At 74.9% G+C, this 13221-nt stretch carries 13 protein-coding genes; 6 read left to right on the plus strand and 7 right to left on the minus strand.

The annotated features are described in order from the left end of the window. Positions 1-27 precede the first annotated feature (27 nt). Positions 28-573, plus strand: a complete 546-nt coding sequence (locus ACFV4N_RS16505; protein WP_499673378.1) for a MarR family winged helix-turn-helix transcriptional regulator — start codon at positions 28-30, stop codon at positions 571-573. Positions 574-603: 30 nt separating this feature from the next. On the opposite strand, the gene ACFV4N_RS16510 is transcribed toward ACFV4N_RS16505, so the two are convergent. Then, the gene (locus ACFV4N_RS16510; RefSeq protein WP_499673379.1) at positions 604-1650 is read right to left on the minus strand and encodes an NAD-dependent epimerase/dehydratase family protein; all 1047 of its coding nucleotides are present in this window, start codon (positions 1648-1650) and stop codon (positions 604-606) included. 1 nt (position 1651) lies between these two features. Further along, positions 1652-2326, minus strand: coding sequence for a DUF1990 family protein (locus tag ACFV4N_RS16515; protein ID WP_499673380.1), 675 nt, complete (start codon positions 2324-2326; stop codon positions 1652-1654). 143 nt (positions 2327-2469) lie between these two features. On the opposite strand from ACFV4N_RS16515, the gene ACFV4N_RS16520 reads away from it, so the two are divergent. Further along, on the plus strand, positions 2470-2913 hold the full coding sequence (locus tag ACFV4N_RS16520; protein ID WP_499673381.1) for a DUF4383 domain-containing protein: 444 nt from the start codon (positions 2470-2472) through the stop codon (positions 2911-2913). 96 nt (positions 2914-3009) lie between these two features. Next, a complete protein-coding gene (locus ACFV4N_RS16525) occupies positions 3010-3426 on the plus strand; it encodes a DUF6292 family protein (protein WP_499673382.1) in 417 nt (138 codons plus the stop codon). A 4-nt stretch (positions 3427-3430) separates the two neighbouring features. Here the strand turns inward: ACFV4N_RS16525 and ACFV4N_RS16530 are convergent, their stop codons facing one another. Further along, positions 3431-4603 carry a glycosyltransferase gene (locus ACFV4N_RS16530; protein ID WP_499673383.1) on the minus strand — a complete coding sequence of 391 codons (1173 nt, stop codon included), beginning with the start codon at positions 4601-4603 and terminating at the stop codon, positions 3431-3433. Between the two features lie 178 nt (positions 4604-4781). Between ACFV4N_RS16530 and ACFV4N_RS16535 the strand changes: the two genes are divergently transcribed. Beyond that, on the plus strand, positions 4782-5024 hold the full coding sequence (locus tag ACFV4N_RS16535; RefSeq protein WP_499673384.1) for an acyl carrier protein: 243 nt from the start codon (positions 4782-4784) through the stop codon (positions 5022-5024). Positions 5025-5032: 8 nt separating this feature from the next. Beyond that, positions 5033-5524 carry a metallophosphoesterase family protein gene (locus ACFV4N_RS16540; protein ID WP_499673385.1) on the plus strand — a complete coding sequence of 164 codons (492 nt, stop codon included), beginning with the start codon at positions 5033-5035 and terminating at the stop codon, positions 5522-5524. 26 nt (positions 5525-5550) lie between these two features. On the opposite strand, the gene ACFV4N_RS16545 is transcribed toward ACFV4N_RS16540, so the two are convergent. Next, complete coding sequence (locus ACFV4N_RS16545) at positions 5551-5937, minus strand: Dabb family protein (RefSeq protein WP_499673386.1); 387 nt, start codon at positions 5935-5937, stop codon at positions 5551-5553. A gap of 71 nt (positions 5938-6008) precedes the next feature. On the opposite strand from ACFV4N_RS16545, the gene ACFV4N_RS16550 reads away from it, so the two are divergent. After that, complete coding sequence (locus ACFV4N_RS16550) at positions 6009-6644, plus strand: TetR/AcrR family transcriptional regulator (protein WP_499673387.1); 636 nt, start codon at positions 6009-6011, stop codon at positions 6642-6644. Between the two features lie 82 nt (positions 6645-6726). On the opposite strand, the gene ACFV4N_RS16555 is transcribed toward ACFV4N_RS16550, so the two are convergent. The 3 genes from ACFV4N_RS16555 to ACFV4N_RS16565 all read right to left on the minus strand — a co-directional run. Continuing rightward, positions 6727-6918 (minus strand): MbtH family protein, encoded by a 192-nt coding sequence (locus ACFV4N_RS16555; RefSeq protein ID WP_033432963.1) that lies wholly within the window; start codon positions 6916-6918, stop codon positions 6727-6729. Beyond that, complete coding sequence (locus ACFV4N_RS16560; protein ID WP_499673388.1) at positions 6915-8138, minus strand: MFS transporter; 1224 nt, start codon at positions 8136-8138, stop codon at positions 6915-6917. The genes ACFV4N_RS16555 and ACFV4N_RS16560 overlap by 4 nt, the downstream gene beginning before the upstream one ends. Then, positions 8135-13221 (minus strand): amino acid adenylation domain-containing protein (locus ACFV4N_RS16565; RefSeq protein WP_499673389.1); only part of this gene is annotated, 5087 nt, incomplete at its 5' end. The genes ACFV4N_RS16560 and ACFV4N_RS16565, both read right to left, overlap by 4 nt.

Consider the following 13221-nt stretch of genomic DNA (forward strand, 5'->3'; position numbering starts at 1 on the left):
AGCTTCCGCGGAAGATACGATGAGGGCATGAGTGCGGACCGAGTGGCCCGGATCCAGGCGGAGTGGGCGCGCGAGCGACCGGACGTGGACGTGTCGCCGCAGGGCGTCATCGGCCGGCTGCACCGCCTCGCCGCGGTGCTGACCGAGCAGCTGAACGTCGTGTACCGGCGGCACGGCCTGGGGGAGGGCGAGTTCGACGTGCTGGCGGCGCTGCGCCGCGCGGGCGCGCCGTACGAGCGCGCGCCGGGTGAGCTGGCTCAGCACACCATGGTCACCACGGGGGCGATCAGCAAGCGCATCGACCGCCTGGAGCGCGACGGCCTGGTGACGAGGCGGGTCGGTCGGGACGACGGCAGGCGGAGGGTCGTCGCGCTGACCGAGGCGGGCAGGCGGGTGATCGACCGGGCGTTCACCGAGCACATGGCCAACGAGCGGCGGCTGCTCGACGCGCTGGACGCGGAGGACGTCGCGGCGCTGGAACGGATCCTGACCGGCTGGCTCGCCGGGTTCGAGCCGCCGCACGGGACGGGGGTGTCCGAAGAGGGCTCGGGGGAGGGGGCCGGCGAGGGTTGAGGGGGCCTGCGAGGGGCTGAGGGGGCGGTGTCAGGTCAGCGCGGGCTCGGTCGCGCCGCTCAAGCGGTCGCGGCGCAGGGCCGGGCTGTCGCCCTCCGCGCCGTCGGCCAGGCCGGTCAGCTGTTCGCGCGCCGCGTCGGTGCTGCTCGTCCTCGCCACCCAGGACAGCTCCGACCGGGCCCGCGCCGTGTCCACCAGCGGCGACCGGGTGCCGACGTCGAACCAGCCCGGTGACATGCCGATCGCGTGCAGCCGCCACAGCACGCCGACCGCGGCCCGGACCAACCGGTCGGGCACCGGCAGCAGCCGGGCCCCCGCCAGGCGGGCCAGGTCCGCCGCGGTGACCACGTCGGCGGCCAGGTTGAACGCGCCGCTCGCCCGGTTCCGCAGGATCCGCACCACGGCGTCGCCCACGTCGTCGGCGTGCACCAGCTGCACCTCCAGCCCGGCGGGCAGCGGCAGCACGGGCAGCTTCCCGCGCTCCACCAGCCGGAGCAGCCAGCGCGGTGTGGCCGGGTCGAAGAACAGCGCCAGGAAGCTCGCCGACGCCTCCCTCAAGGCCACCAGCGTCGGCCGCACCACCGCGACCGCCACCTCCGGGTTCTCCTCGGCGAACCGCCGCAGCAGCACCTCCACCTCGGCCTTGCCCTGCCCGTACACCGAGCCGGGCACGCCGGTGGTCGGCCAGTCCTCGTCCACCGGACCCGCCGAGGGCGCGTACGCGGCGATGGACGAGGTCTGCACCACGTGCGGCACCCCGGCCCGCTTGACCGCGTCCAGCACCGCCACCGTGCCCTTGTAGTTGGTCCGGTGCAACTGCTCGCCGCGCCGCAGCGGCTGGAACATCCACGCCAGGTGCACGACGGCGTCCGCGCCGGCGAACGCCTCGTCCAGCACGTCCCGCGCCCGCGCGCCGGCCAGGTCGCACCGGCGCCACGTGGCCGCGTCGTACGGCGGCACGGGATCCGGCGGACGCCGGCAGATGCCGACGACCTCGTGCTCCTCGTGGTCGGCGGCCAAGGCGCGCAGCACCCCGGTGCCGACGTTCCCGGACGCCCCGGTGATCACGATCTTCACGTCAACCGCTCCGTTCTCCTCCTCGCCCGACCACCGGGTCGAGCACGGTCACGCCGAACCTGCGGGCGCCGCCCGAGGGCACCTCGACGACCGATCCCCTGTGCGCCAACAGCTCCCCGGCCCGCCGGTAGAAGCGGAGCTGCGTGCGGCGGCCCACCAGCCGCCAGCCGAACCGCATCCACCACGGCGCGCGGGGGTGCAGCTGCGAGTAGCCGCGCGCGACGAACTCGACCTCGCCGGACCGGTGGTCCTTGACCAGCTCGTAGTCCACCCGACCGCGTTCCAGGTGGCCCTGCAGCGTCTCGTAGCTCCAGCCCCACAGCGTCCGGTCGTCGCCCGGCTCGTCCCGCACCTCGGTGACCCGCACGCCCATCAGGAACCGCAGGCCGGGCAGCCTGGCCTCCAGCAGGATGTCGCGCCCCAGCAGCGCCGAACCGCGCTCGTAGTACGCCCGCACCGTCTCCGGCGGCGTGAACTCGTAGTCCTCGACCACCGCCCGCGCCCGCTGCCACAGGCCGCCCTCCTCCGGCGGCCCCGCGCCCTCGCGCCCGAGCGACCGCCGGTGCACGTCGAAGACCCAGTCGGGCGGCCCCACCTCCTCCCGCGCGTAGTTGAGGCCGCGACCGCGCAGCTCGCGCAGCACGGCGCCGACGTCGACCCGCCCGGGTCTGCTCAACCGCACGAACAGCCGGGTTGCCCGACCGCCCGCCGCGAAACGCCACGTGCGGGCGAAAAGCCGCCGGTCGGGCAGTTTGTGATCGGGACGCCCGGGTAGTCGGTCGGCACGAAGCGCGTTACCGCTCATCGACGGGAGTCGACATGTCCAGAGCCAACACAACCACGCGCACGCCGGTCCAGCTGGCCGCGACGGTGGTGAGCGCGGTGTTCCTGGTCGTCGGCATCGCCGGGTTCATCCCGGGTCTGACCACCAACTACGACACGCTCGGATTCGCGGGGCACCACTCCGAGGCGATGTTGTTCGGCTTGTTCAACGTCTCCGTGCTGCACAACGTCGTGCACCTGGCGTTCGGCGCGATCGGCCTGGCGCTGGCCAGGACGGCCCGCGGCGCCTACCTGTTCCTGGTCGTCGGCGCGGTGGTGTACCTCCTGCTCTGGCTCTACGGCCTTCTCATCGACCACGACAGCGCGGCCAACTTCGTGCCGCTCAACACGGCCGACAACTGGCTGCACCTGTTCCTCGCCCTCGGCATGGCGGGACTCGGCCTGGGCCTGGGCCGCTCGTCCCTGCCCCGGCGGACCTGACCGCGGCGGGGGATCGGCAGACGACCGGGAGCGCGTGCGCTCCCGGTCGCGTCGTCTCGCGGACCGGGAGCGGGCCATGAACGGGCACGGGCGACCGTGACGGACCAGTACGCGCACCACGGCGGGGTCCCGGTTCGCGGGCTCCGCGGCTACCTGTGCGCGGTCGCCGCCGAGCTGGGGATGACCGGGGACGACGCCTGCGCCGAGAGCGGGCCGCCCGCCTCCGCCCACCTCGCGGTGCGCGGTCACCTGTCCTCGTTCCCCGACCGGGCCGTGGTGCTGGTGTGGGACGAGGAGTACGGGTGGGCGGCGGCGGTGGGGATCGAGCAGGAGGACGACCTGGTGGTGCTGACCTACCTGGGGGACGAGGTGCTGCCCCCGGCGGCGTCGGTGGCCGCGTTCACCAGGGCGCTCCTGCGCGGGGAGCACCCCGGCGACCCGCGGCCGATCCGCCTGCGCGCGGTCGGCGACCCCGACGACCTCGGCGACCGCCTGAGCCGCTACGCGTCCTGAAGCGCTACGCGTCCTGGGGCGCCGCCTCCACGGTTTCCCCCAGCCCGGACGCCTCCCGGTAGACCCGGGTGATCTCGGCGGCGATGCGGTCGGTGCGGTAGCGCGCGTCCACCCGGTCCGCGGCCGCGGTGCCGTACGCGTCCCGGCGCGCCTCGTCGGCCAGCAGGGGCCGCAGCACGCGGGCGAGCGCGCCCGGCTCGTGCGGCGGCACCAGCACCCCGGTCACGCCGTCCACGACCGTCTCGGACAGGCCCGCCACCGCGGTGGCGACCACCGGCACGCCGCACGCCATCGCCTCCAGCGGCGCCGTGGCCGCCTCGCCCCACGTCGTGCACACCACCGCGTCGGCGGAGCGCAGCAGCGCGGGCCTCGCCACCCGGGGCACCGGGCCGATCAGCCGCACCCGGTCGGCGACCTCGTGCTCCCGGGCCAGCTCCCGCAGCGCGCGCACCCGCACCTGGTCGCCGCCGACGACCACCAGCTCGGTGTCCCGCACGCCGCGCAGCGCGGCGACGACCTCCTCCGCGCCCGCGTCGAAGGTGATCAGCCGGTACGGCAGCTGCCGGTTGAGCCGAGGCCCCTCGGGGGTGAACCGCGAGACGTCCACCGCGGGCGGCACCACGGCCACCCGCCGGCGCGGCACACCCATGCGGACCAGCTCGAACATCTCGTCCGACGACGTGGCCACGACCCGGCTCGCCTCGCGGGCGATCAGCCGTTCGGTGGACACGCGGGCCGCCGGGACCGCCGTGCCGTGCAGCTTCCGCTCCAGGCAGGCCAGCTCGTGGAACGTCTGCACCACCGGCACGCCGAGGCCGTTCGCGGCCAGCACGGACGCCAGGCCCGAGGTCCAGGAGTGGGCGTGCACCACGTCCGGCCGCTCGGCCTGCCAGCGGTCGCGCAGGAAGCGGATGAACTCGTCCAGGTGCGGCGGCAGCTCCTCCGACGGGAGGGGTCCGGGAGGCCCGGCGGGCCCGTGGACGACCTCGTAGCCGGATTTGGCGCGCACGACCTCGGGCGGTCGCACGGAGTCGCGCCGGGTGTGGACCGCGACGTCGTGGCCCTGCGCGGTCAGCGCCGCCGCCAGGTCCGCCACCTGGACGTCCTGGCCGCCCTCCTCCTGATCGGTGAGCACCGGCAAGGGGTTGGCGTGGACCGATACGACCGCAATCCTCATGGGTTGCCCTCCTACAGCGCGACCGATGGGGCCTGGTCGCGCGCGGCAGGCTGTGTTTTCAACCCACGATGGACCGTACAAGCAACCCCCGGGTGCTGCCACTCAACGCGACCGGGACGGTTGGCGGGGCCGCTGCCGGGTATGGGAACAGCGACCGATCAAGACCGAGGAGGGACCGATGGCCACCGGCGAGACCGGCTTCGACGACGTGAGCTTCGACCTGATCTCCGTGCAGTACCACTCGCTCAAGGCGGGGCACGACTACGGCCAGTACGTCCGCGACGCGGAGAACGCGGGCAGGCAGGACATCGCCGACTTCTTCCGCCGCGTGATGGAGGAGGACTCGGCGCGCGCCAAGCAGTGCCACGAGTTCCTCAAGCAGCTCTCGGGCAGCGACGAGTCCGGTCCCGCGCTGACCTGAGGCCGGCCGTGAGGGTGGTCGTCCTGGCCGACACCCACGCGCCCCGGCGGTGGAAGGCCTGCCCGCCCGCGGTGGCGGAGCACCTGCGCCACGCCGACGTCATCCTGCACGCGGGTGACGTCTGCGTGGCGCCGGTGCTCGACGAGCTGGCGCAGTACGCGCCGGTCACCGCCGTGCTGGGGAACAACGACGGGCCGGACGTGGCCGAGTGGGGCGCGCCGGAGACCGCGTCCCTGGACCTGGCCGGGCTGCGGGTCGCCATGGTCCACGACAGCGGGCAGGCGACCGGCCGCACCGCCCGGATGCGCCGCCGGTTCCCGGGGGCCGACCTGGTGGTCTACGGGCACTCCCACATCCCGATGGACCTGACGGGTGACGGCGTGCGGGTGTTCAACCCCGGTTCGCCGACCGACCGGCGGCGGCAGCCGCACGGCACGATCGGGTTGCTCGACATCGAGGACGGGGTGCTGCTGGACGCCAGGATCGTGCCGGTGACCTGATCGCCTGTCACCCGATCGGCGATCCCTCACACCGCCAGGGCATCGAGCGCGCGACCCCACTCCGGGTACTTCGCGACCTTCGCGCGGTGCAGCGCCGCCACCTCGGCGCCCACGCCGGGGTCCGCGTCGTCCGCCATCCGGACCGCGCCCAGCCGCGCCAGGTGCGGCAGGATCACCTCGTCGCCCGAGATGTGCACGGGGTCGTGCATGTACCGCTCCAGCGCCGCCAGGTCGGGGATGCCCACCAGGTAGGTGTGGGTGAAGCCCTCGGCGGGGTCGCCGATGTCGCGGCCGACCGCGGAGAACGCCACCGGGTCGAGCGACGCCGTGCGCCGCATCGCCGCCAGCACCTCTTCCTCCTGCTCGGGCGTGGTGCCCTCGCGGAAGGCGAACCGCAGCAAGTTGACGATCAAGCCTGCCTCCTTCATTGAACTCTTAGGTCCAACATACTGAACCTACGGGTTCAAAAGCTAGGCTTCCCGTTGTGGCGGAAACGCGGGCGCGCGGGCGCGAGGACAAGCGGCGGGCGATCCTGGCGGCGGCGTTCGAGGTCTTCGGCAGGCGCGGCTACGCCGACGCGTGCGTCCGGGAGGTCGCCGAGGTGGCGGGCGTGGCCAAGCCGACGGTCTACAACCACCTGACCGACAAGGAGACGCTGTTCCGCCACGCGGTCGACGCCGTGGCCGACCAGGTGCTGGCGGACGGGCTGGCGGTCGTGGAGCGGCTGCGCGAGCCGGGGGACGACCTGCGCGCCGCGCTCGGCGACGTGGTCCACCGGCTGGTGTCGGCGTGCTGCGACGAGCGGTCGCGGACGCTGCGGTGGCTGGTGCGGGCGCAGGCGGTGAAGTTCCCCGACCTGGTCGAGTCCGTGCACGGCCGCACGTCGGGGCGGTTGGCGGACGCGCTGGCGGACCGCCTGGCGCGCCTCGTGCTCGACGGCCGGCTGAGGCGGTGCGAGCCGGGGGTGGCGGCGGAGCAGTTGCTGGCCCTGATCACCGGGCCGATCGAGGCGAGGTCCCGGGCGGGCACGCGCGTGGTGCCCGACGAGGAGGCGCGCGAGGTGGCGGAGAACGCGGTGGACACGTTCCTGCGGGCGTTCGGCGCGGCCCGCGAGGGCTGATCGGCCCCGACCGGGGCGGAGCGCCGCGCGCCGGGTCGCCCCGCGTGGCCGGCGCCCCGGCCGGCCACGCGGGGGTGCGGTGTCAGCCCATGGCCGCGCGGAGGGACGCCGGGCGCATGTCCGTCCAGACCTCGTCGACGTGGGCGGAGCACTCGTCCTTGGTGCCGCGCGTCCCCTCGAACCGCCACCCGGCGGGCACGTCGTGGTGCGCGGGCCACAGCGAGTACTGGCCCTCGTCGTTCACCAGGACCTGGTAGGTGATGTCGTCCCTCATGCCTCTTCTTCCTCCTGAACTGGATCTTTCGCGTACCCGCGCAACGTCGGGTTGACCGTGACGAACACCGTGATCAAGAAAATCCCCGCCGAGCACGCGATCACGGCCGCGCGCGCCGACAGCCCCTCGGTGAGCGCGCCGCCGAGCGCCGGGCCGATCGCGCCCGCCGCGCCGACGACCACCGCCATCACGCCGCTGAGCCGCCCGCGCAGCTCGTCGGGGGTGAGCAGGAGCTGGTGGGTGCCGATGGTGGTGTTGGCGGTCGGCGCCAGGAACGTGATCAGCGCGAACAGCCCGCCCAGCAGGTAGGGCGAGTCCGTCAGCAGCGCCAGCGGGCTCAGCAGGCACAGCGCCCAGAACACCGAGGCGATGGACCGGAACGGCCCGAGCGCCCGGTGCAGCCTCGGCGCGGCCAGCGCCCCGAGCACCCCGCCGACGCCGAGCATCGTGGCCATCACGCCCAGCTCGGCGTCGGTCGCGCCGCCGGCCTTCGCCACGCCCAGCACCACGAGGTAGAACGCGGCGAAGAACAGGTTCAGCACCACCGCGCACAGGGCCGTCACCCGCACCTCGGCCCGGCCCCACACCCAGCGCAGGCCCTCGCGGATCTCGCGGGCGAGGTGCTGCCGCCGCACCTCCCGCTCGGTCGGCGGCACCCGCAGGAACAGCAGCGCCACGAACGCCACCACGTGCGTCACCAGGTCCACCAGGAACGGCAGCCACCGGGCCACGCCCAGCAGCACGCCGCCCAGCGCGGTGCCGGACATCTGCCCCAGCTGGGACCGGGCGGTGTTCATCGCCACCGCGGTCGCCAGCTGGGACTCCGGCACCAGCCGGGGCAGGCAGGCGTCCTCGGCGGGCTCGAACAGCGCCCGGCACACGCCCAGCACCGCCGCCACCGCCAGGACGTGCGGCACCGTCACCGAGCCGAACCACACCGCCGCGACCAGGCCGCCGAGCGCGAGCACCTGCGCCGCCTCGCAGCACAGCATGACCCGGCGCCGGTCCCAGCGGTCCACCAGCGCGCCCGCGGGCAGCCCGGCGAGCAGCTGCGCCGCCGAGTCGACGGTGAGCACCAGGCCCGCCGCCACCCACGACCCGGTCATCGCGTGCACCAGCAGCGGCAGCGCGAACATGGTGGCGCTGAACCCGACCTCGGCCACCGCCTGCCCGCCCCACAGCAGGGTGTAGTTGCGGTTGCGCGTCAGCGGCACCGTCACAGCGCACCCCGGCAGTCCTCGGCGATGGCCCGCAGCGCCGCGGCGAAGTCGGCCGCGACCGCCTCCACCTCGGCCGTCGGGTGCGCCGACGGGTGGTGGTACCAGGTGAACCCGAGGGTCCTGCCCGCCTCGCCGACCACGTCGACCAGGTGGTCGCCCGCGTCCGCCGGGTCGTGGTCCCGGCCGACCGACGGCAGCACCGCCCGGTACAGGCCGGTCGACTCCGCCGAGCCCTCGTCGAACCGGCCCAGGTAGTTGAACGACACGGCGGGCCGCCCGGTGTCCGGCACCAGGCCGTGCTGCCGCAGCGCCCCGTAGCCGAAACCGTTGCCCGGCACGGACCGGAGCTGCCGCCGCACCGCCTTCACCCGGTCGCGCCAACTGCCCTCGGGCACCTCCAGCGCCACCGGGAACACCGTGGTGAACCAGCCGACGGTCCGCGAGAGGTCCACGTCGTCGAGCACGTCCTCGCGGCCGTGGCCCTCCAGGTCCACCGCGACCCGCGACGAGCCGGTCCACCGCGACAGCGCCCACGCCAGCGCGGCCAGCAGCACGTCGTTGATCCGGGTCCGGTAGGCCGCCGGCGCGCCGCGCAGCAGCGCCTTGGTGTCCTCTTCGGACAGTTCCACGGTCACCGCCGCGGCCTCGCCCCCCGGCCGGGCGAACTCCGGGAACTCCTGCGCCCAGTGCCCGATCTCGCGGTCCAGCCCGCCGCCGAGCACGTGGGCCTCCAGCCTGCGCGCCCACTCCCGGTAGGAGGTGGTCTTCGCGCCGAGGTCGCCGCCGCCGTAGACCGTCTCCAGGTCGTCCAGCAGCACCCGCCACGACACGCCGTCCACCACCAGGTGGTGCCCGACCAGCAGCAGCAGCGGGCGTTCGCGCCGGAACAGCACCGCCCGGAACAGCGGTCCCGCGCCGAGGTCGAACGAGGAGTGCACCTCGTCCGCGACGGCCTCCAGGTCCGCGTCGCCGGCCACCACGGTCAGCACGTCCGCCTCGGGGTCCACGTCCTCGTTGCGCTGCCGCCACACCCCGTCCTCCAGGGTGAACCGCAGCCGCAGCGCGTCGTGGTGCGCCACCAGCACGCGCAGGGCGCGCCGCAGCGCGTCCACGTCCACCGCCGGGTCCAGCTCCACCAGGTGCGACTGGTTGAAGTGGTCCGGGTTGCGCCTGCCGGAGTGCAGGAACCAGTGCTGGATCGGCGTCAGCGGCACCTCGCCCACCACCGCCGCCCGGTCGTCGGCCGACGAGACCTCCACGGTCACGTGCGGCGCCAGCGACGCGATCGTCTGGTTGGTGAACAGGTCCCGCGTGGTGAACCGGTAGCCCGCCTGCCGGGACCGCGCCACCACCTGCATGGACAGGATCGAGTCGCCGCCCAGGGCGAAGAAGTTGTCCTCCGCGCCCACCCCCGGCACGCCGAGCACGTCGGCCCACACCGCGGCCAGCGCCTCCTCCACCGGCCCGGTCGGCGGCACGTGCTCGGCGCCGCCGACCCCGGAGAAGTCGGGCTCGGGCAGCTTCGCCCGGTCCACCTTGCCGTTGGGGCTCACCGGCAGCGCCCCCAGCGGCACGAACGCGGACGGCACCAGGTAGTCCGGCAGCGTCTCGCCCAGGAACTCCCGCAGCTTCGCGACCTCGCCGACGACGTAGGCGACCAGCCGCTTGTGGCCGCGCGCGTCCGCCCGCGCCACCACGACCGCCTCGCGCACGTCCGGGTGCCGCAGCAGCGCCGTCTCGATCTCGCCCAGCTCCACCCGGAACCCGCGGATCTTCACCTGCTCGTCGGCGCGGCCGACGAACTCCAGCACCCCGTCCCGGTTCCACCGCACCACGTCGCCCGTGCGGTACATGCGCGAACCGGGTTCGCCGTAGGGGTTGGCCAGGAACCGCTGCGCGGTCAGGCCGGGCCGGTCCAGGTAGCCGCGCGCCAGGCCGACGCCGGACACGTACAGCTCGCCGGGCACGCCGACCGGCACCGGCCGCAGCGCGCCGTCCAGCACGTGCACGGTGGTGCCGGGGATCGGCCGCCCGATCGGCGGCGCGCCCGCCCCGGGCTCCAGCGGCCCGCTCCACGACGTGACCACGGTGGACTCGGTCGGCCCGTAGGCGTTGACCATCCGCCGGCCGGGCGCCCACCGCCGCACCAGGTCCGCCGAGCAGGCGTCGCCGCCGACCACGAGCGTCCGGAACGACGGCAGCTCCGCCCCGTCCGGCACGGTGGCCAGCGCCACGGGCGGGATCAACGCGTGCGTCACCCCGTGCGCGTCGACCACCTCGGCGAGCTGGTCGCCCAGCAGCGGTCCGGGCGGCGGCACGACCAGCGCCGCGCCGGCGGGCCAGGCCAGGCACAGCTCCAGCACCGAGGCGTCGAAGCTGGGGGAGGAGAACTCCAGCACCCGGTCGCCCGGCCGCACGTCGAGGTGCGCGACCTCGGCCGCCGAGAAGGTCGCCAGCCCGGCGTGCGTCACCACGACGCCCTTCGGCCGGCCGGTCGAGCCCGACGTGTAGATCACGTAGGCGGGGTGGTCGGGCCGCACCGCGACCGCGGGGTTGCCGTCGGGCTGCCCCGAGGTGTCCACCGGCCCGTCCAGCACCACCAGCGGTCCCGCGTCGGCGAGCATGAACCCGATCCGCTCCGCCGGGTACGCCGGGTCGACCGGCAGGAACGCCGCGCCGGCCTTGAGCACCGCCAGTTCGGCCACCAGCAGGTCCACCGACCGCGGCAGCCGCAGCGCCACGACCCGCTCCGGTCCCGCGCCCAGGCCGATCAGGTGGTGCGCCAGCCGGTTCGCCCGCGCGTTCAGCTCGGCGAAGGTCACGTCCTCCGCGCCGGTCGTGGCCAGGGCGTCCGGCGTCCGCGCCACCTGCGCCTCGACCAGCGCCACCAGCCCCGCGGTGCCCGCTTCGGCGCCCGGACCGCCGGAACCCCACGCCGCCAGCAGCTCCCGCTCGTCCGCGGGCAGCACGGGCAGCGCCCACAGCGGCCGGTCGGCGTCCTCGGCGATCCCGCCCAGCAGCACCAGCAGGTGCGCCACCAGGCGCTCCGCCGTCCCCGCGTCGAACAGGTCGGTGTTGTACTCGACCGACCCGTGCAGCCCGCCGTCGTCGGTCTCGGTGAACTCCACGGTCACGTCGAACGCGGCGGCGACCACCGGCTGCGCCACGTCCTCGGCGGCCAGGCCGGGGAAGCCCTGCGCCTGCGGCGCGTTCTGGAGCGCCACCACCGCCTGGAACAGCGGCGTGCGGCTGGTGTCCCGGTCGGGTCGCACCGCGTCGACCACCCGCTCGAACGGCACGTCCTGGTGGGCGAACGCGTCCAGCACGGTGCGCCGGGTGCGGGCCAGGAACGCGGGGAAGTCCTCCGCCGGGTCGATCCGCGCCCGCAGCGCCAGCGTGTTGACGAAGAACCCGACCAGGTCCTGCGTCTCCGGCCGCTCGCGCCCCGAGGCCACCGTGCCGATCGCGAAGTCGTCCTGCCCGGACCACCGGTGGAACAGCACCTGGCAGGCCGCGACCAGCGCGGTGAACAGCGTGCCGTCGGCGTCGCGGGCCAGCCGGCGCAGCCGGGACACCACCTCCGCGGGCACCGCGAACTCGGTCTGCGCGCCCGCCGTGGTCTGCACCGGCGGCCGCGGCCGGTCGGTCGGCAGCTCCAGCGCGGGCACGTCCGCGAGCTGCTCGCGCCAGTACCCGAGCTGGGCGTCCAGCGGCTGCGCCCGCTGCCAGGCGGCGAAGTCGCCGTACGCGATCGGCAGCGGCGGCAGTTCCTCGCCGCCGTAGAGCGCGGCGAGGTCGGACATCAGCACGCCGCCGGACCAGCCGTCCGTGACGATGTGGTGCATCGTCAGCGCCAGCGTGTGGTCGTCGTCCGCGTGCCGCGCCAGCACCGGTCGGAACAGCGGCCCGGTGGTCAGGTCGAACGGCCCGACCTCCGGCACGGCGTCCAGCACGGGCAGCGCGACCGGCGCGGGCGGGTGGACCTCGGCGACCGGCAGGCCGTCGACCGCCGGGAACGAGGTGCGGAGCTGGTCGTGCCGCGCCACCAGGTCGGTCAGCGCCCGCTCCAGCCGCGGCACGTCCAGCTCGCCGCGCAGCCGCACCGCCAGCGGCGTCACGTACTCGGTGCCGCCGGGCTGGAACTGGTCCAGGAACCACAGCCGCTGCTGCGCGAACGACAGCGGCGGGCGTCCCCCGGCGCGCGGGATGACCGACCCGTCCGCCGTCGACAGGCGCGCCGCCAGCTCCGCCACGGTCGGGTGCTCGAACACGTCGCGCGGCGACAGGTCGAACGAGGAGCGCAGCTTCGACACCACGCGGATGCTGGAGATCGAGTCGCCGCCCAGCGCGAAGAAGTTGTCCGCCACGCCGACCGCGTCCAGGCCCAGCACCTCGGCCCACACGTCCGCGACGCGGCGCTCGGCCTCGGTGCGCGGTGCGACGAACCCGCCCGCCGCCGACGCCTCCCGCTCGGGCGCGGGCAGCGCGGCCCGGTCCAGCTTGCCGTTGGCGTTGAGCGGGATCCGCTCCAGCGCCACGAACGCGGAGGGCACCATGTAGTCGGGCAGCGACCGCGCGGTGTGCGCCCGCAGCCCGGCGGCGTCCGTCCCCGAGGCGTCCGACCCGGAGGCGTCCGACCCTGATGCGTCCGTCCCGGCGGCGGGCACGTAGTACGCCACCAGCCGGTCCTCGCGCACCACGACGGCGACCTGCGCCACGGCGGCGTGCCGGGCCAGCACCGCTTCGACCTCGCCCGGTTCGATGCGGAACCCGCGGACCTTGACCTGCTGGTCGGCGCGGCCGAAGTACTCCAGCCGCCCGTCCACCCAGCGGGCGAGGTCGCCGCTGCGGTACATGCGCTCGCCGGGCTCCCCGAAGGGGTTGGCGACGAACCGGGAGGCGGTCAGGCCGGGCCGGTTGAGGTAGCCGCGCGCCAGGCCGGGCCCCGCCACGTACATCTCGCCGACCACGCCCGGCGCGACCGGCCGCAGGTCCTCGTCCAGCACGTAGACGCGCAGGTCGGGGATGGGCACGCCGATGGTGCCGTCGGCGTGGGTCCAGGTGACGTGGACGGTGGTCTCGG

This window comes from Actinosynnema sp. NPDC059797, from assembly GCF_042732085.1.
GTDB lineage: Bacteria > Actinomycetota > Actinomycetes > Mycobacteriales > Pseudonocardiaceae > Actinosynnema.